This window comes from Novosphingobium nitrogenifigens DSM 19370 (assembly GCF_000192575.1).
In the GTDB taxonomy this organism is placed as follows: Bacteria; Pseudomonadota; Alphaproteobacteria; order Sphingomonadales; family Sphingomonadaceae; genus Novosphingobium; species Novosphingobium nitrogenifigens.
Genome location: NZ_GL876926.1, coordinates 829,298 through 846,853, shown reverse-complemented (window position 1 = coordinate 846,853; position 17,556 = coordinate 829,298). Strand labels below are relative to the sequence as shown.

At 63.7% G+C, this 17,556-nt stretch carries 15 protein-coding genes; 8 read left to right on the top strand and 7 right to left on the bottom strand.

Going from position 1 to position 17,556, the window contains the following annotated elements:
• Position 1: 1 nt before the first annotated feature.
• Entirely contained in the window at positions 2-1,321 is a 1,320-nt protein-coding gene (gene trmFO, locus Y88_RS04095) for a methylenetetrahydrofolate--tRNA-(uracil(54)-C(5))-methyltransferase (FADH(2)-oxidizing) TrmFO (RefSeq protein ID WP_008066546.1), read from the bottom strand.
• 68 nt (positions 1,322-1,389) lie between these two features.
• Here trmFO and Y88_RS04090 point away from each other — a divergent pair, with 68 nt between their 5' ends.
• Positions 1,390-1,992 carry a lysoplasmalogenase family protein gene (locus Y88_RS04090; protein WP_008066545.1) on the top strand — a complete coding sequence of 201 codons (603 nt, stop codon included), beginning with the start codon at positions 1,390-1,392 and terminating at the stop codon, positions 1,990-1,992.
• A 4-nt stretch (positions 1,993-1,996) separates the two neighbouring features.
• Here Y88_RS04090 and Y88_RS04085 read toward each other — a convergent pair whose 3' ends face one another.
• Both Y88_RS04085 and gyrA read right to left on the bottom strand, forming a co-directional pair.
• Complete coding sequence (locus Y88_RS04085) at positions 1,997-2,338, bottom strand: DUF952 domain-containing protein (protein WP_008066543.1); 342 nt, start codon at positions 2,336-2,338, stop codon at positions 1,997-1,999.
• Positions 2,335-5,085: a DNA gyrase subunit A gene (gene gyrA / locus Y88_RS04080; RefSeq protein ID WP_008066542.1), complete on the bottom strand. Its 2,751-nt coding sequence runs from the start codon at positions 5,083-5,085 to the stop codon at positions 2,335-2,337. The genes Y88_RS04085 and gyrA overlap by 4 nt, the downstream gene beginning before the upstream one ends.
• Positions 5,086-5,457: 372 nt before the next feature.
• Here gyrA and Y88_RS04075 point away from each other — a divergent pair, with 372 nt between their 5' ends.
• Positions 5,458-6,783: a hypothetical protein gene (locus Y88_RS04075; RefSeq protein ID WP_008066537.1), complete on the top strand. Its 1,326-nt coding sequence runs from the start codon at positions 5,458-5,460 to the stop codon at positions 6,781-6,783.
• 124 nt (positions 6,784-6,907) lie between these two features.
• On the opposite strand, the gene Y88_RS04070 is transcribed toward Y88_RS04075, so the two are convergent.
• Positions 6,908-7,561: a carbonic anhydrase gene (locus Y88_RS04070; protein WP_008066536.1), complete on the bottom strand. Its 654-nt coding sequence runs from the start codon at positions 7,559-7,561 to the stop codon at positions 6,908-6,910.
• A 118-nt stretch (positions 7,562-7,679) separates the two neighbouring features.
• Between Y88_RS04070 and lipA the strand changes: the two genes are divergently transcribed.
• Both lipA and Y88_RS04060 read left to right on the top strand, forming a co-directional pair.
• On the top strand, positions 7,680-8,666 hold the full coding sequence (lipA, locus tag Y88_RS04065) for a lipoyl synthase (RefSeq protein WP_026166819.1): 987 nt from the start codon (positions 7,680-7,682) through the stop codon (positions 8,664-8,666).
• 1 nt (position 8,667) lies between these two features.
• On the top strand, positions 8,668-9,153 hold the full coding sequence (locus Y88_RS04060) for a type II toxin-antitoxin system RatA family toxin (RefSeq protein WP_085995938.1): 486 nt from the start codon (positions 8,668-8,670) through the stop codon (positions 9,151-9,153).
• On the opposite strand, the gene Y88_RS04055 is transcribed toward Y88_RS04060, so the two are convergent.
• Genes Y88_RS04055 through Y88_RS04045 form a run of 3 tightly spaced genes read right to left on the bottom strand, consistent with a single transcriptional unit; the run spans position 9,090 to position 11,425 of the window.
• On the bottom strand, positions 9,090-9,617 hold the full coding sequence (locus Y88_RS04055; protein ID WP_018075395.1) for a CinA family protein: 528 nt from the start codon (positions 9,615-9,617) through the stop codon (positions 9,090-9,092). The genes Y88_RS04060 and Y88_RS04055 overlap by 64 nt on opposite strands.
• 27 nt (positions 9,618-9,644) lie before the next feature.
• Complete coding sequence (locus Y88_RS04050; RefSeq protein WP_008066524.1) at positions 9,645-10,229, bottom strand: hypothetical protein; 585 nt, start codon at positions 10,227-10,229, stop codon at positions 9,645-9,647.
• On the bottom strand, positions 10,226-11,425 hold the full coding sequence (locus Y88_RS04045; RefSeq protein ID WP_018075396.1) for a bifunctional 2-C-methyl-D-erythritol 4-phosphate cytidylyltransferase/2-C-methyl-D-erythritol 2,4-cyclodiphosphate synthase: 1,200 nt from the start codon (positions 11,423-11,425) through the stop codon (positions 10,226-10,228). The genes Y88_RS04050 and Y88_RS04045 overlap by 4 nt, the downstream gene beginning before the upstream one ends.
• A gap of 101 nt (positions 11,426-11,526) precedes the next feature.
• Here Y88_RS04045 and dusB point away from each other — a divergent pair, with 101 nt between their 5' ends.
• The 4 genes from dusB (at position 11,527) to Y88_RS04025 (ending at position 17,536) form a co-directional block, all read left to right on the top strand.
• Positions 11,527-12,555 (top strand): tRNA dihydrouridine synthase DusB, encoded by a 1,029-nt coding sequence (gene dusB, locus Y88_RS04040; protein ID WP_008066522.1) that lies wholly within the window; start codon positions 11,527-11,529, stop codon positions 12,553-12,555.
• Positions 12,556-12,571: 16 nt separating this feature from the next.
• Positions 12,572-13,738, top strand: coding sequence for a two-component system sensor histidine kinase NtrB (locus Y88_RS04035; protein ID WP_008066521.1), 1,167 nt, complete (start codon positions 12,572-12,574; stop codon positions 13,736-13,738).
• The gene (locus tag Y88_RS04030) at positions 13,735-15,168 is read left to right on the top strand and encodes a sigma-54-dependent transcriptional regulator (RefSeq protein WP_008066515.1); all 1,434 of its coding nucleotides are present in this window, start codon (positions 13,735-13,737) and stop codon (positions 15,166-15,168) included. Before Y88_RS04035 ends, Y88_RS04030 begins: the two co-directional genes overlap by 4 nt.
• 151 nt (positions 15,169-15,319) lie before the next feature.
• A complete protein-coding gene (locus Y88_RS04025; RefSeq protein WP_008066513.1) occupies positions 15,320-17,536 on the top strand; it encodes a HAMP domain-containing histidine kinase in 2,217 nt (738 codons plus the stop codon).
• Positions 17,537-17,556 lie beyond the last annotated feature (20 nt).

The window sequence follows — 17,556 nt, the reverse complement described above, 5'->3', positions numbered from 1 at the left end:
TTTATGCGAGCGAGGGGAGCCAGTCAGTGAGATCGGCTTTCCCGCGCGCGGTATAGGCTTCCTTGCGCACTTTCTTTTTGACCGAGGAATCGACCGGCGGAAACAGGCCAAAATTGACGTTCATCGGCTGATAGGTTTCCGCTTCGGCATCGCCGGTCACATGCGCGAGCAGGGCGCCCAGAGCCGTCGTGCGCGGCGGGGGCGTCCAATCCTTGCCTGCGAACTGGGCGGCGGTCATCAATCCGGCCAGCATGCCGATGGCCGCGCTTTCGACATAGCCTTCGCAGCCGGTGATTTGCCCTGCAAAGCGGATGCGATCATCGCGTCGCAAGCGCAACTGGCGGTCGAGAACGACCGGCGAATTGATGAACGTGTTGCGGTGAAGGCCGCCAAGGCGGGCGAACTCGGCCTGTTCGAGGCCGGGAATGGTGCGGAACAGCCGCACCTGTTCGGCATGCTTCAGCTTGGTCTGGAAACCGACCATGTTCCACAACGTGCCGAGCTTGTTGTCCTGCCGCAATTGGACGACGGCATAAGGCCAGCGCCCGGTGCGCGGATTGTCGAGGCCAACCGGCTTCATCGGTCCGAACCGCAGGGTGTCTTCGCCGCGGGAGGCCATGACTTCGATCGGCATGCAGCCTTCGAAATAGGGGGTGTTGGCTTCCCACTCGCGGAATTCGGTCTTGTCGCCGTCAAGCAACCCCTGTCGGAACGCGACATATTCGTCGCGGTTCATCGGGCAGTTGATGTAGTCGGCTTCACCTTTGTCCCAGCGTGAGGCTTTCCAGCACTTGTCCATGTCGATGCTGTCGTGGTGGACGATGGGGGCAATGGCGTCGAAAAAGGCGAGACTGTCCGCGCCGGTCGCCGATCCGATCGAGGCGGCAAGCGAAGGAGCGGTGAGAGGGCCCGTCGCGACGATCACCTGTCCTTCGGACGGAATCGAATCGACGCGTTCGCGGACGACTTCGAGCGTGGGAAGGCTCGCGAGGGCTTCCTCGACGGCCGATGAAAAGACGTCGCGATCAACCGCCAGTGCCGAGCCCGCCGGAACGCGGGCGCGTTCGGCGGCGGCCATGATCAGGCTGTCACAACGGCGCATCTCGTGATGGAGTAGACCGACGGCGTTCTTTTCATCGTCGTCGGAGCGGAATGAGTTGGAGCAGACGAGTTCGGCAAGCCCGTTGCCCTGGTGCGCAGGCGTGCTGTCGCCGCCGCCGCGCATTTCCGACAGGCGCACGCGCACGCCGCGCCGGGCAAGCTGCCATGCCGCTTCGCTTCCGGCCATGCCGCCGCCGATGATGTGAACTTGATAGGACATGACGCAGGCCCTTGGCATTGCTCCGGCATAACGGCAAGCTTGCAGGAGGGAACGGGGAAACGGAAACGATGGCGGGTGGTAGTCGTGTCTGGCTCGTCGCGAGCCTGATTTGCGGGTTAGGCTATTGGTATGCCCACGCGATCCTGTCGCCGGGCATGGCTTTGCTCGTGCTCAAGGGTGGCGGCGTTGGGGCCTTGGCGATTTATGCCGGGATTCGCGCGGAACCCGATGATCGCCCGATCGCGGTCGTTCTGGCCTTGGGTGCTGTCGGGGACATGCTGATCGAGGTCAATCTCGTGGCAGGGGCATTGGCATTTCTGGCCGGGCACTGGCTCGCGGTGTGGTTCTACCTGCGTCACCCTCGGGCGGGGCGCGGCCTCAATGTCATGCCCCTTGTCATGGTCCTGATCCCGCTGATGGGCTGGAAATTGAGCCGGATGCCGGTGACGGCCATCTATTCGGTCGGTCTGGCGGCCATGGCTGGCAGTGCCTGGGCAAGCGGATTTCCACGCAGCAGAGTCGCACTCGGCGCGATCCTCTTCGTGACGTCCGATCTCTTGCTGTTCGGACGCATGGGGCTGCTGGCGGGCAGCCCATGGACAGGCGACCTCATCTGGCCGACGTATTATTTCGGTCAGGTCCTGATCGCGCTCGGCGTCGTCGGTCTTTGATCCCTTAGGGCAGCACGACCTTGCCATCGGCATCGCGGGAGAGGGGTGCGTGAGCGATCGCCACTCCGATCGGCATCGGGGCATAGGCGTGGGGAAAAAGGGCCCCACCGCGCGAAGGTTCCCAGCGAATCGCTTCCCCCAGAGCGCCGAGGTCGACGCGGACAACGACCAGCCCTTCCTGTCCCGCGAAATGCTTCTCGACGGTTTCGGTCACCTGCTCGGCCGCCGACATGTGGATATAGCCATCGGCCAGATCCACCGGCGCGCCGAGAAAGATGCCGTTTTCCTGCCACGCGGTCCATTGCGGTCCGGTCAGGACTTTCCAGGCGATTTGAGGCAGGCTCATTCGGTGCCGTCTCCTTCGGGCGCGGCGGCGCTGTCGGTCAGTTCTTCACCGGCGTCGTCATCGCCTTCGGTTTCGGCAAGGCGAACGGCGCTGACCACCTGTTCGTTGTCCGCGACATTGAACAAACGCACCCCGGCGCTGCCGCGACCAATCACGCGCAGCGAGTCGAGCGGCAGGCGGATGAGCTTTGCCTGATCGGTCACCAGCATGAGCTGATCCGCGCGGGCCGCCGGGAAGCTGGCGACGACCAGACCGTTGCGTTCGATATTGTCGATGTTGACGATCCCCTGACCGCCACGTCCGGTGCGGCGATATTCATAGGCCGAGGACAGCTTGCCGTACCCGTTGGAACAAACGGTCAGGACGAACTGCTCTTTTTCCGACAGTTCGGCAAAACGCTCGGCAGCGATCGTCGGTTCGCCGTCCTTTTCGGCCTTCCACGGGGCATAGCGCAGGTATTCGTCGCGTTCTTCCTGATCGCGCACGCCGACGCGGTGGAGGATCGAGAGCGAGATGACCTCGTCGCCGTCCTTGAGCGCCATGCCGCGCACGCCGGTCGAAGTCCGGCTCTGGAACTCGCGCACGTCGTCGGCCGGGAAGCGGATCGCTTTGCCCTGACGGCTTGCGAGCAGCACGTCGTCGCCTTCGGAAAGCAGTGCCACGCCGATCAGGTGATCTTCGTCGCCTTCCTCGAACTTCATCGCGAACTTGCCGTTCGACGGGATGTTGGCAAAGGCATCCATCGCGTTGCGGCGAACGTTGCCCTTGGCCGTCGCGAACATGACGTGGAGCTTGCCCCATTCCGCTTCGTCCTCGGGCAGGGCCAGAACGGCGGCAATGGTTTCGCCCTGATCGAGCGAAGGCAGCAGGTTGACGACCGGGCGACCGCGCGTGACGGCGCCGCCTTCGGGAAGGCGCCAGACTTTCTGGCGATAGACCTTGCCCGCAGTCGAGAAGAACAGCACCGGCGTGTGGGTGCTGGCGACGAACATGGTCGCGATCGCGTCCTCGTCCTTGGTCGCCATGCCCGAACGCCCCTTGCCGCCACGGTTCTGCGCGCGGAAAGTCGAAAGCGGTGTGCGCTTGATATAGCCGTCGAGTGTGATCGTGACGACCATATCGTCGCGCTCGATCAGGTCTTCGTCGTCGATCCCATCGGCAGGGGCGGTGATTTCGGAAAGGCGCGGGGTCGCATAGGCGGCCTTCACCGCGATCAGTTCCTCGCGCATGACGCCATAAAGCTTCACGCGATCGGCCAGGATCGACAGAAATTCGGCAATCGCCTTGGCCAGACCTTCCAGCTCTTCGCCGATTTCGTCACGGCCAAGCGCGGTCAGGCGGTGCAGGCGCAAGTCGAGGATCGCGCGGACCTGGATTTCCGACAGGCGATAGGTTTCCGTACCAGTGAGTGCGTCGTCCTCGATCGCCTCGACAAGGCGGATATAGGGCGCGATTTCCCCGATCGGCCATTCGCGGGCGAGCAACCGTTCCCGCGCAAGCGCCGGATTGGCTGATCCGCGAATGATCTTCACCACTTCGTCGAGATTGGTGACGGCGATGACGAGGCCGAGCAAGATATGCGCCCGGTCGCGCGCCTTCATCAATTCGAACTTGGTCCGCCGCGTGATCACTTCCTCGCGGAAACGGACGAACGACTCGATGATGTCCTTGAGACCGAGCAGTTCGGGGCGGCCGCCGCGAATGGCCAGCATGTTGGCCGGGAAATTGGATTGGGCGGGCGTGTTGCGCCACAACTGGTTGAGGACGACGTCGGGCGTCGCGTCACGCTTGAGGTCGATGACCACGCGCACGCCTTCGCGGTTGGATTCGTCGCGAATGTCCGAAATGCCTTCGATCCGCTTGTCCTTGGCGGCTTCGGCAATCTTTTCGACAAGGTTCGACTTGCCGACCTGATAGGGGATCGAGGTCAGGACGATCGAGCGGCGACTGTCGCCACGACGGCCTTCTTCCACCGTGTGGCGGGCACGCATGATGATCGAGCCACGCCCTTCGGTATAGGCCTTGCGCGCACCGGCAGTCCCCAGAATAAGGGGCGCGGTCGGGAAATCGGGACCCGGAATGATGCGGATGAGCTCTTCGAGCTCGATCATCGGGTTGTCCATGTAGGCAAGACAGCCGTCGATCACTTCGCCCAGATTATGTGGCGGAATGTTGGTCGCCATGCCGACCGCAATCCCGCCCGCACCATTGACGAGCAGGTTGGGGAAGCGCGCGGGCAGAACCTGCGGTTCCTGTTCGGCCCCGTCGTAGTTGGGCTGGAAGTCGACCGTGTCCTTCTCGATGTCGGCGAGCAGTGCATCGGCGACCTTGGCGAGGCGCGCTTCGGTGTAACGCATGGAGGCCGGCGGATCGGGGTCCATCGAGCCGAAGTTGCCCTGACCGTCGATCAGCGGCAGGCGCATCGACCAGTCCTGTGTCATGCGCGCAAGGGCATCGTAGATCGCTGCGTCGCCGTGCGGGTGATATTTACCCATGGCGTCACCGACAATACGCGCCGACTTGCGATAGGGCTTGCCCGCGGTGAAGCCGTTCTCGTGGCTGGTCCACAAGATGCGCCGGTGCACCGGCTTCAACCCGTCGCGCACGTCGGGCAAGGCGCGGCTCACGATCACGCTCATCGCGTAATCGAGATAGCTGGACTTCATTTCATCGACGATGTCGATCCGCTGGAATTCCGGCTCGCCGGAGGGGGCAGGGGGATCGATCGTGGTGATGTCGTCGCTCACGGATGGCGCCTTTGATACTGTCTTGCACGCGCGCAGGGGGTTGCGGCGTTGTTGGCTCGATGCATGACCGGGGATGGGCCTTGCGGTTCAATCCCGGACAGACTCTTAATCCTCAGGCCCTAGCCGCAAGACCGGGGGAAGGCCAGCCGGAGCGCCTGCCGATGGGGCGTTTTCCACATCTTGGGTTCCCTTGCGCGAATGCTCGGCCACGAAATTGCATTCAATTGCGGTTCAGTGCGCGGCCGTTACCTCGAAGGCGTTGCAAAGGGGCCAAAAGCGCGCCACACGAGCGACGGACCAGACGAGAGGACAGCGCATGGCAGCCATGGCCTTGCCTGGCGTGTCCCGGGTCGAACATGGAGATTTTGGACAATGCGGGGTAGTTTCGCTCATATCGGCCGGTCTTCGATCGCCGCTGCCGCACTCGCTCTCGGGCTTTCGCTTGGCGCAGGCGTTTTCGCCGTGCCCGCAGCGGTCGCCAAGGACGCCCCCAAGGCGACCAATTCGCCCGAATTCGGCAAGGTTGCCGGGCCTTTCCAGAAGACCCTGACCGAAGTTCAGGCCAAGAAGGGCAAGGTTTCCGACGCCGAATTCAAGACGGACGCAGCCGGCCTCATCCCGCAGCTCGCGGCGATGGAAACCAGCGTGAAGACCCCGCTCGACAAGATCATCTTCGGCCAGTGGCAGTACATGGTCGGTGGCTGGGCCGATGACGCGGTGCTCGGCAACAAGGGCCTGCAGAACATGCTCGACAGCGGCCAGCTCCCGGCTGACAAGACGCTGCTCGTGAGCGCCATGCTGGGCCAGAACGCCTATTCGGCCAAGGACTATGCGACCGCGATCAAGGTGCTGGGCCCGCTCGCCAGCAACCCGTCGGTGCAGGATGTCGTGCCCGAAATGCTCGTCGAATCCTATGCGTCGAACGGCCAGCCCAAGGAAGGCCTCGCCGCTCTCAAGAGCGCGATCGCCGCGCGCAAGGCTGCCAATGTCGCCGTGCCGGAAGAATGGTACGCCCGCGCCAACCGCATCGCCTACAATTCCAAGCTGCCGAGCGAGTCGATCGAATGGGCTCTGGCGATGGCCGCTGCCTATCCGAGCCAGCTCAACTGGTTGAGCGCCGCGCAGCTCGTGCGCAACAGCTCCACCAGCTTCACCAGCCAGGAAGAACTCGACGTCAGCCGCCTGATGGACCAGTCCGGTGCGCTCAAGCTCGAGCCCAAGTACGTCGAACGCGAATATGTCGCCTATCTGCAGGCAATCGACGCCCGCCGCTTCCCCGGTGAAGCCGTACGCATCACCGAACAGGGTCTCTCGACCGGCGCGCTCAAGGCGGAAGACACGTTCGTCAAGGACACCCTTGCGCAGGCTCGTCCGCGTATCGCTCCTGACAAGGCTTCGCTGCCCGGTCTTGCCAAGGATGCGGCTGCCGCTCCCAATGGCAAGGTCGCGATGGCAGCTGCCGACGCCTATCTCGCTTACGGCGAAGCGGCCAAGGCGGATGAACTGTTCACGCTCGCGCTCACCAAGGGCGGCATCGATGCTGACAAGGATCGCGTGCTGACGCGTCTTGGCATCGCGCAGATCGACGAAGGCAAGTATGCCGACGCCAAGGCGACGCTGGCCAAGGTGACTGGCCCGCGCGTTCCGATCGCGCAGCTCTGGTCGACTTTTGCCGAGCAGAAGGCTTCGGCCAAGTAATCCCGTCATTGCGAAGGGCTGCGCCAGGCAGCTCTTCGCAGCAGCGGACGATCAAGAAAAAAGGCGTCCCAACCAATCGGTTGGGACGCCTTTTTCGTTTGGTACCGAGGTGCGCCCGGGCCCGTCAGTCGACGTGCACGAATTCCCCGGTTTCCTCGTTGAGGAGGTGAAGGAACCCGTCGCTGATCGCGAAGAACGCGCCGGTCAAGCGCAGGGTGCCCTTCTGCTCCTTGCGCTGGATGCAGGGGAACGTGCGCAGGTTGGCAAGGCTGGTGCGAACGCCGGCCTGTTCCATCGCGCGTTCGGCCTCGCGTCCCGTCGTGCCGTACTTGGCCGCGACCGGTCCGCGCGCTTCGTCGAGCAGCGAGATCCAGTCGGCGACGAAACCGCCTTCGCCCGGTTCGGTGCCGTGGAGATCCTGGGTCAGCGCCGCCTTGCAGCCGCCGCACATGCCGTGGCCAAGGACGATGATTTCCTTGACCTGCAAGACCTGCACCGCAAATTCGAGAGCGGCCGAGACACCGTGGTGGCCGGGGCTGGTTTCGAACGGCGGGACCATCGCGGCAACGTTGCGGACGACAAACATTTCGCCCGGATCGGTGTCGAAAATCTGGGCGGGATCGACGCGGCTGTCGGAACAGGCGATGATCATCACCTTGGGTTCCTGCTTGTCCTGCAGGGCGCGCCAGCGTTCTAGTTTGGGCGTCCAGCCGTGTTCGCGGAACCGGTGATAGCCTTCGAGAAGCTGCGAAAGTTCCGGGGAGACGGGATCGGTCATGGTTTTTCTCCTTCTGGCCGAGTTGGACGCTCCATGACGGTAACCAGACGCATAAGCAAGCGTGTCTGCGATTGAGGAAGGGATGGCATTTCCGACGCCGAAGGCCTATCTGCACCCCATGACCGACCTCAGCGCCACTCCAGCCCCCGCCGAAGAAGATACCGGCGATATCGTCAGCAATGAAGCGCAGCGGCCCGAGCGGCAGCGCAAGCCGGACTGGATCCGGGTCAAGGCGCCGACGAGCAAGGGCTATGGCGAGACTCGCACGCTGATGCGCGATCTCAAGCTGAATACCGTGTGCGAAGAGGCGGCGTGCCCGAATATCGGCGAATGCTGGACGAAAAAGCACGCGACGGTGATGATCCTCGGTGACGTCTGCACCCGCGCCTGCGCGTTCTGCAACGTCAAGACCGGGATGCCGCGCAAGGTCGATCTCGAGGAACCCGGCCACGTGGCGGAAGCCGCCGCGAAAATGGGCCTCGAACATATCGTCATCACCTCGGTCGATCGTGACGACCTGCCCGACGGCGGCGCCAGCCAGTTCGTCAAGGTCATCCGCGCCTTGCGTGAGCAGACGCCGAACACGACCATCGAAATCCTGACGCCCGATTTCCGCGGCAAGATGCATGCGGCTGTCGAAGCGATCGTGGCAGCAGGCCCCGATGTCTATAACCACAATCTCGAGACCGTCCCCCGGCTCTATCCCACGATCCGGCCCGGTGCGCGCTATTACGCCTCGCTGCGCCTGCTCGAGGAAGTGAAGCGCCAGGATCCGCGCGTCTTTACCAAGTCGGGCATCATGCTGGGCCTGGGCGAGCAGCGACTCGAAGTGCATCAGGTCATGGACGACATGCGTTCGGCCCAGATCGATTTCCTGACCATGGGGCAGTACCTGCAACCCACGCCCAAGCATGCCAAGGTCGCCGAATTCGTGACGCCTCAGGCATTTTCGGCCTATGGCGCGATTGCGCGTGCCAAGGGCTTCCTGCAAGTCGCGGCAAGCCCGCTGACGCGTTCGAGCTATCACGCGGGTGAGGATTTCGCCCAGATGCGTGCCGCCCGCGAAGCGCAGCTGGCCAAGGCAGCAGCCGGAAAGGCGCGTTGACGTGGCCCACATTGCCGAGACCCGGCATATGCCCTGGTCCGCGGAGCAGATGTTCGATCTCGTCGCGGACGTGAAGCGTTACGGCGAATTCCTGCCTTGGGTCGTTGCCACCCGGATCAAGTCTGACAACGGTCACGAAATGATCGCGGACATGATGGTGGGTTTCAACGCCCTGCGTGAAAAGTTCACCAGTCGGGTGCGAAAGGATCGCCCCGGCGCAATCACGGTCGAATATCTCGACGGACCGATGAAGTCGCTTTCCAACAGCTGGCATTTCGCGCCGGCCGAAGGCGGCGGTTGCCGCATCGATTTCGTCTGCGACTTCACCTTTCGCAGCGCGCTTTTCGAAAAGATCGCCGGACAGTACCTCGATCGCGCCTTCCGCAAGATGGTCGCCGCGTTCGAGGCCCGTGCGGCCCGGCTTTATGGAGCCGAAGGCACTTCCTCGCTCGGAAGCAGCAGCTCGAGCGCAACCAGCGCGGCCTGACGACGCACTTCGCGGCGACCAGCCGCGTCGGCGAAGAGCTTCAATTCGGCTTCGACGTTTTCGGGATCTTCGCCCCGGCGCGCGCGGGCGAAGACGACCGTGCCGACGGGCTTTTGTTCGGAGCCGCCATCGGGACCGGCAATGCCGGTGATGGCAACCGCGACGTCTGCATTGGAGTGCGCCAGTGCACCCTGGGCCATCGACCAGGCGACCGCGACAGAGACCGCACCGAACGTATCGATCAGGTCTTCGGGAACGCCGAGCGTCTCGATCTTCGCTTCGTTGGAATAGGTCACGAAGCCCCGGTCGAGCACGGCCGAACTGCCCGGAATTTCGGTCAGGGCAGCGGCGACGATACCTCCGGTGCAGCTTTCGGCGACGGCTACGGTCTTTCCGCGCGCCGCATTCTCTACGATCACTCGCGCCGCGAGCGCCACGAGATCAGAGGGAAGCAGGGAGTCCATGGGATCGGTCCTTCGGGGGGTAAGGGATCAGCGCCTGGTGCTGTCCGCACGGTTTCCGACTGTGCCGGTCGTGGGAACGGGGCAATAGGGCAGGCCCGGCTTGTGCCCCGGGCGAGCGCGGTCGAGTCGAGCAACGACAAGGGCGATGAGGCCCGCAGCATTTTCCGGGGGCAGCGGCGCCACGAAATGGAGGGCCTGCTCGATTTCGGCGCAATCGGCGGGATGGATGGCGGTGTCGATGAACTGGCCGATCATGCCCGTTGCAAAGGGTTGCAACGCGCTGTCGGGCAGGAATGACGCATAGCGTTCGACGCCGCCCGAGCGTCCGGCCGCGACTTTGAGCACGGCGGCCTTGGCGACGGGCCATGCTGCGGATTGTCCGGTGCGATAGCGGTCGGCGAGGGCTGTCCCCTGGCTTGCGAGGAACCCGTCGCGGGCCAGCACCGGGCGGCAGGTCTGTGTCGCCGAGTCGATCACGGTCGGCAGGGCAAATGCGAACATGCCCGCAAGGTCGCCCTGCGTCAGGCAGGCGTCCTGCTGTGCCTGCGCCACGGTGGCGCTGCCGAGGGAAAGCAGCGTGACCGTGGCGGCAATCGCCCGGCGGACCGTCACGCCGCCGTGACCGTGGCCACCGCCTGTGCGGCGATGCCTTCGCCACGCCCGGTCAGGCCGAGGCGTTCGGTGGTGGTCGCCTTCACGCTGACGCGCCCCACGTCGATGCCCAGAATTTCGGCAAGACGCTGGCGCATGGCCTGCTTGTGGGGGCCGATCTTGGGCGCTTCGCAGATGATGGTGACATCGACATTGGCGATGGCGTGACCGCTGTCGCGAACCAGCGTTGCCGCATGGGCAAGGAAACGGTCGGACGAGGCGCCCTTCCACTGCGGATCGGACGGCGGGAAATGGTCACCGATGTCCCCGGCTGCAATGGCGCCGAGCAGGGCATCGACCAGGGCATGAATAGCGACGTCGGCGTCACTATGCCCTGCAAGGCCATGAGTATGTTCGATTTTAAGTCCGCAAAGCCACAACTCTTCCCCTTCGGCAAGGCGGTGGACATCGAAACCCGATCCGGTGCGACAAGTCATGGCTAGTTCCTCGAAATCGCTGGCAAAAGTCACCTTGCGCAGACGTTCGTCGCCAGTGGTCAGCGCCACGGCAAGTCCCGCCGCTTCGGCAACGGTGGCATCGTCTCCGGCCTCCGCTTCGCTGTTCCAGCCGCGGTGGGCGGCGAGAATCTCGGCAAAGCGGAAAGCCTGCGGGGTCTGCACGCGAAACAGGCCGTCGCGTGAAACGGCTTCCTGACGCAGACCTTGCGCGCCGCGCACGACACTGTCGACGACGGGCAGCACGGGAATCGCTCCCGGCGTCGTTTTTAGCGCGTCGACAAGGTCGGCAATGACCGTGCGGGGCAGATCAGGGCGGGCCGCATCGTGAATCAGAACCCGCTCGACATCTTCGCACCGGGCAAGGTGTTCGAGAGCAGCCCGAACCGAAGCCTGGCGCGTGGCGCCTCCCGGAACCAGTTCGACAGGACCGAGTCCGGCGAGGGCCGTTTCGGCCAGTTCGCGGTAATCGGCGGGAATTGCGATGACGAGCGGATGGGCTCCGGCGGCCAGAAGCCGCTCGACACTGTGTCGCAACAACGGTTCGCCGCGCCACAGTGCAAATTGTTTGGGCACGCTGCCCCCGGCGCGCAACCCTTTGCCCGCAGCCACCACGATTGCGGCATAAGATGCTGACAAACTGGTCGAATTATCGCCGGACGAGGCGGGTTCCGTCCCGTTTGTGGACGTGGTCGCGGACATGGAAGGCTTCTGGGTCATGTTTGCGCGCCCTTACAAACTTGCCGGATGCTCGGCAATTGATTAACCCAGTGCCTGTTTTTTAGGCACGAAGCGACGCAAGAATGAGCACGACACCCAATCCGCCATCCCTTTCCGCCATTGCGATCGGTCCGGTCAGCATCGACTGCCCGGTCGTTCTGGCGCCGATGACGGGCGTCTCCGACTTGCCGTTCCGTCGCATGGTGCGCCGTTTCGGCTCGGGCCTCAACGTCACCGAAATGATCGCCAGCCCGGCGGCCATCCGCGAAACCCGGCAATCGATCCAGAAAGCGGCCTGGGATCCGGCCGAAGAGCCGGTCTCGATGCAGTTGGTCGGATGCGAGCCCGAGCAGATGGGCGAAGCGGCCAAGCTGTCGGAAGATCGCGGGGCCGCCATCATCGACATCAACATGGGCTGCCCTGTGCGCAAAGTCGTCAACGGCGATGCCGGTTCGGCCTTGATGCGCGACATCCCGCTCGCCGCGCGGTTGATCGAGGCAACGGTCAAGGCGGTGTCGGTGCCGGTGACGGTCAAAATGCGCATGGGCTGGTGCCATGACAGCCTCAACGCACCGGAACTTGCACGAATCGCTCAGGATCTTGGCGCGAAGATGATCACCGTCCACGGTCGCACCCGGAACCAGATGTACAAAGGCAGCGCCGACTGGGGCTTCGTGCGCAAGGTCAAGGACGCGGTTTCCATTCCGGTCATTGTCAACGGCGACATTTGCTCGATTGCGGACGTCGCAACGGCCCTTGAGCAGAGCGGGGCTGACGGGGTGATGATCGGGCGAGGGGCCTACGGACGCCCCTGGCTCCTCGGCCAGATCATGCACTGGCTGCGCACCGGGGAAGAGCTTGCCGATCCTGCGCTCGACCAGCAATATGAAGTCATCATCGAGCATTATCAGGACATGCTCTCGCATTATGGCGCGATGACCGGGGGCAACATGGCCCGCAAGCATCTGGGCTGGTATACCAAGGGGCTGCCCGGATCGGCGGAATTCCGCAATCGCGTCAATTTCATCGACGATCACAACGCGGTGCTCGCCAGTCTCGCCGAATTCTACGGCCGCGTCAGTGCGGTCGGTGATAGACAGGTGGCTGCCTGACGGTGGGGGAAGGGGCATGAATAACCCCTTTGACTGGCGTCGCGGCGACGCGGGTCGTCCCGATCCCAAGCGTCTGGTCGCCAGCTTGCCGCTGGCGATGTTCGTGCTGGCGCCAGACTTTACCGTGTCATCGGTCAATCCGGCGGGTGAACAGCTTGCCGGACAAGGGGCCAGGCGGTTGGTCGGGCGGCAGGTCGGTGAGCTGTTCGCGTTCGACGAACCCCTGATTCTCGAGCGCATCGGCGGGCGGGAGGCCAATCTCTTTGCCCGCGACGTGGGCGTTCGCATGCACGATCAGCCCCCACGCAGGCTTGACGTCATCACGGCTCCGGTCGCCCACTATCCGGGCTGGCAAATGCTGGTGTTGCAGGAACCGGTCGGGGTCGAGGCACTGACCCGGGGCGGTGGGGCTGGTGTCGACGATTCTGACGGACCAGCACTGAGGGCTCCGGCCGTTCTGGCCCATGAAATCAAGAACCCGCTTGCCGGGATTCGCGGCGCGGCGCAGTTGCTCGACCGCAGGATCGGCGAAAAGGATCGGGCGCTGACCGGCCTGATCACGACGGAAGTCGATCGTATCGCCAAGCTCATAGACCAGATGCAGTCGCTCAGCCGTCGCAGTCAGGAACCGGCGGTCGAATGCAACCTGCACGAGGCGGTGCGTCATGCGCAGGCGATCCTGGCGGCCGGGCAATCGGGGCGTTTCGTTGTCGAGGAGGAATTCGACCCCTCGCTGCCGCCGATCATGGCCAATCCCGATGCGCTGGTGCAGGTCCTGCTCAACCTGATGTCGAATGCGCGCGATGCTTGCGCGGGGGCAGAGGTCCCCAGAATTGCTGTGCGTACCCGCTTTGCCAGCGGAATTCAGGTCCATACCGGACCGGGCGGCAAGCCTCTGCGCCTGCCGATCGAGCTGCGCGTCAGCGACAACGGCAAGGGGGTGGAACCGGCTTTGCGCGATCACCTGTTCGAACCGTTCGTGACCAGCAAGAAAAGCGGGCAGGGCTTGGGGTTGGCGCTGGTGCAGAAACTGGTGCGGGAAATGAACGGTCGGGTCACCCATGACCGGGACGAGAACCGGGGATGGACGCATTTCCGCCTGCATCTACCCGTCGCGGGATCCGTGCCGGAACGCAATGCGATGCTCAACGGAGCAGGTGTGACGGGGGACGCACAAGGATGAAGAACGCGATCCTGCTGGTCGAGGACGATGCCTCGATCGCGCACGTGATCATCGCTGCGCTCGAAGCGGAGGGGTTCGACGTCGATCGCTGCGATTCGATCGTCGGGCGTGACTGCCTGCTCGCGGCCAAGCCCTACAACCTCATGCTGACCGATGTCGTCCTGACCGATGGTGACGGGATCGACAGCCTGCCGCGCGTTCGGGAAAGATTTCCGAACATGCCGGTCATCATCCTGTCGGCGCAGAACACGCTCGATACTGCCGTTCGTGCCAGCGACACGGGCGCTTTTGAATATTTCCCCAAGCCCTTTGACCTTGATGAACTGGTCGTCGCGGTGCGTCAGGGGATCAGTCATGCCGCGCTTGCCGAACGCGATGACCAGCCCGATGATTTGCCCCAAGGGTTGCCGCTGGTCGGGCGCAGTCCGGCGATGCAGGCGGTCTACCGGATGATCACGCGGGTCCTGCGCAATGACTTGACCGTCCTGATCCTCGGGGAATCGGGGACCGGCAAGGAACTTGTCGCCGAAGCCATCCATCAGCTCGGCAATCGCGGCAGCGGCCCGTTCATCGCCGTCAACACGGCGGCGATCCCGCACGAGTTGATCGAAAGCGAATTGTTCGGGCACGAAAAGGGCGCTTTCACCGGCGCGATCGCGCGAACGGCGGGCAAGTTCGAACAGGCCGCCGGCGGAACGCTTTTCCTCGACGAAATCGGCGACATGCCGATGCAGGCGCAGACCCGTCTGCTGCGCGCTTTGCAATCGGGCCGGATCCGCCGCGTCGGCGGTGCCGAGGAGATCCGTCTCGATTGCCGGATCATCGCGGCGACCAATCGCGATCTTCTGCCGATGATCGAGGCCGGGCAGTTTCGCGAGGACCTCTATTACCGTCTCGCGGTCGTGCCGATCGAACTGCCGCCGCTACGCGAGCGGGCGACGGACATCGAGGCGCTCGCCCGGCATTTCTTTGCCTGCGCAGCAAGCGAGGGCCTGCCCCGGCGCCAGCTTTCCCCGGCAGGCGCAGCCTTGCTTGCCCGGCAGCCCTGGCGCGGCAATGTCCGCGAGTTGCGCAATTTCATCTATCGCCTTGCTTTGCTGGCGCGCGATGAAGTGGTCGATGCGGCGGCGATCGAGCCCTTGCTGGCAACCGAACCGGGGGCGGTGATCCGCCAGACCGAATCGGTCAGTCCTCCCGGCGATCTTGCCGGGGCGCTGGAGCAATGGCTTGTCGAAAACCGCCCGGCATCGGGGCGGCTTTATGACGATGCGCTTGCCGCGTTCGAACGTCCGTTGTTCCTGCATGTCCTTGCCGAAACCGGCGGCAATCAACTCCGCGCCGCGCAGATCCTCGGGATCAATCGCAACACGTTGCGCAAGCGTCTGTCCGACCTTGGAATTCATCCCGAAGACGTTGCCGTTCGCGCCTGACTGTCCCGGTTCCGTTCGACCATCGGGGAGGGTGGGCGCGAATTAACTTGCAATCCCGCAACAGGGGTGTTGTTTGCAGGCAACTATGACTGAGCGTCGCGCTGGAATGGTGCCGGTGAAGGCTCGCCGGCTGCCCCGTTGGTGGCGGCGGATGCTTGTCGGCTTGCGCCGGGCCAATGTCTTCCCCTTGCTCGAATTGGCTTCGGCGCTTGCATTCGGACTGATGCTCACGCTCAGCTGGTACAAGCTGAGCGTCGAACATCCGGCCGGAAACCAGCTCTTCCCTGCGCGCCTGACGACCACGCTCCTGATCGGGACGCTGGTTCCCGCAATTTCGCTCATCGTTCTGGCGGGGCGACGCGTTGCCTTGCGGCGCGCGGCGGCAACTGTGCTTGGCAGCAATGGGCGCCTGCACGTCCGTCTGGTGTGGCTGTTTTCGCTGATCGCGGCGGTTCCCACCTTGCTTGTCGCGATTTTTGCCTCGCTGCTGTTCCAGTCGGGCGTCGAATTCTGGTTTTCCGACAATTCGCGCGGGATGCTCGAAAACGCCAACAGTCTCGCCAAGGGCTACTATGCCGACAAATTGCGGGACGTCGGCAAGGAAAGCATCGCCATGGCGGGCGACATCCGCAGCTATCTGTTGCAGGCAGCGATCACCAGCCAGGAGTTCGGTGAAGGCTATTCGTGGCAGGTCATCAGTCGAAAGCTCGACGAATCGGCGATTCTGGAACGGGGCGAAGACGGTTCGATCCACACGGCGGCCATCGTCGATCCGAACCGGAACGATTCCCGGCAACGGGTGACGCCTCAGGAATTGCAGCGGATCGACCGGGGCGAATCCGTGGTCGTCAACGCCTCTGCCGAGAAGATCGAGGCGGTCACGCCGATCGATCGCGAGCACGGCATTTACCTCTATGTCGCGCGCAATTCCGACCAGTTCGCCTATAATCAGTCAAAGCGCGCGGAATCGGTTCTGGCCGCCTACGACATGTTGACCCGGCGAGCGCGCGCCTTGCAGGTGCGGTTCAATCTGGCACTGTTCGGCCTGTCGCTCGCGCTGGTCCTGCTGGCGGTCTGGGTCGCCTTGCGCTTTGCTGATCGACAGGTCGCGCCGCTTGTCGAACTGGTCCTTGCCGCGCGCAAGGTCGGCAGCGGCAATTTCGAAATGCGAGTGGCGTCGGGACGCAGCGCGGACGAGATTGGCCTCCTGGCTCGCGCATTCAACCGCATGACCGCGCAGTTGGAAGCCCAGACCCGCGCACTCGTGAATGCCAATGCGCAGCTCGACGTGCGCCGCGCCTTTATCGAGGCGGTGATCGAGGCGATTACCGCCGGGATCGTGTCGATCGACCGGGAAGGCGTCATTCTCCTGATCAATAGCTCCGCCCAGAAGCTGTTGGGGGACGGCGGCAATGGGGAAGGGAAACTGCTCGGCGCCCGTCTGGCGAATGTCGCGCCGCAGTTCGGACAACTCGTCGCCAGCGGGCAGTCGAGCGGGCTCATTCACTATGCCAAGGGTGGCGACTTGCTGACATTGGCGGTCAAGGTCGTTGCCGACGGCAACGGGCACGTGGTCACGTTTGAGGACATCACGCGCCAGTTGATCGACCAGCGCCGCGCGGCATGGTCGGACGTCGCACGCCGCATCGCGCACGAGATCAAGAACCCGCTGACCCCGATCCAGCTGGCGACCGAGCGGCTCAAGCGCCGCTACCGTCGCCAGATCGAGACCGATCCCGAACTGTTTGAGGAACTGACCGCAACGATCATCCGGCAGGTCGGCGACTTGCGGAAGATGGTCGACGAATTCTCGTCCTTCGCGCGCCTGCCCAAGCCGGTTTTCCGGCCCGAGGACGCCGCTGAACTCGTGCGCCAGGCCATTTTCCTTCAAGAAGTGGCGCGCAACGACATCGATTTCAGCTATACCGGCGCGACGTCAGAACCGATCGAGGCCGACCGCCACCAGTTCGGGCAGGCGATGACCAACGTGTTGAAAAACGCGATTGAGGCCATCGAACAGCGGATGAAGAACGAGGACGTCGATTACAAGGGACGCATTGCCGTCACTCTCGAAGGCGGGCCGGACGCGGTCGTGATCAATGTCGTCGACAACGGCATCGGCCTTCCGGCCGAGCGGGACCGCATCCTCGAACCTTATGTCACGACCCGGGAGAAGGGCACCGGTCTTGGTCTCGCCATCGTCAACAAGATTGTTGAAGAGCATGGCGGCGAGATGGCCTTTGCCCCGGCACCGGGCGGCGGGACGCGCGTGACCATGCGCTTTGCTCGCGAACCCTTGGCGGAAAGCCGGAACGAGGGTGGCGATCCGCCCCGGACCGGCGCCGCGAATGTTCCTGCAACAAACTGAATTATCATAATAAGCCCCCC

Coding starts and splice junctions, on each gene's coding strand:
- Y88_RS04070 (WP_008066536.1), bottom strand. CDS start 7,561: ATGACCGATCCCGTCTCCCCGGAACTTTCGCAGCTTCTCGAAGGCTAT.
- Y88_RS04045 (WP_018075396.1), bottom strand. CDS start 11,425: ATGTCCGCGACCACGTCCACAAACGGGACGGAACCCGCCTCGTCCGGC.
- lipA (WP_026166819.1), top strand. CDS start 7,680: ATGACCGACCTCAGCGCCACTCCAGCCCCCGCCGAAGAAGATACCGGC.
- Y88_RS04030 (WP_008066515.1), top strand. CDS start 13,735: ATGAAGAACGCGATCCTGCTGGTCGAGGACGATGCCTCGATCGCGCAC.
- Y88_RS04075 (WP_008066537.1), top strand. CDS start 5,458: ATGCGGGGTAGTTTCGCTCATATCGGCCGGTCTTCGATCGCCGCTGCC.
- Y88_RS04090 (WP_008066545.1), top strand. CDS start 1,390: ATGGCGGGTGGTAGTCGTGTCTGGCTCGTCGCGAGCCTGATTTGCGGG.
- Y88_RS04025 (WP_008066513.1), top strand. CDS start 15,320: ATGCTTGTCGGCTTGCGCCGGGCCAATGTCTTCCCCTTGCTCGAATTG.
- Y88_RS04035 (WP_008066521.1), top strand. CDS start 12,572: ATGAATAACCCCTTTGACTGGCGTCGCGGCGACGCGGGTCGTCCCGAT.
- trmFO (WP_008066546.1), bottom strand. CDS start 1,321: ATGTCCTATCAAGTTCACATCATCGGCGGCGGCATGGCCGGAAGCGAA.
- Y88_RS04055 (WP_018075395.1), bottom strand. CDS start 9,617: ATGGACTCCCTGCTTCCCTCTGATCTCGTGGCGCTCGCGGCGCGAGTG.
- dusB (WP_008066522.1), top strand. CDS start 11,527: ATGAGCACGACACCCAATCCGCCATCCCTTTCCGCCATTGCGATCGGT.
- Y88_RS04085 (WP_008066543.1), bottom strand. CDS start 2,338: ATGAGCCTGCCTCAAATCGCCTGGAAAGTCCTGACCGGACCGCAATGG.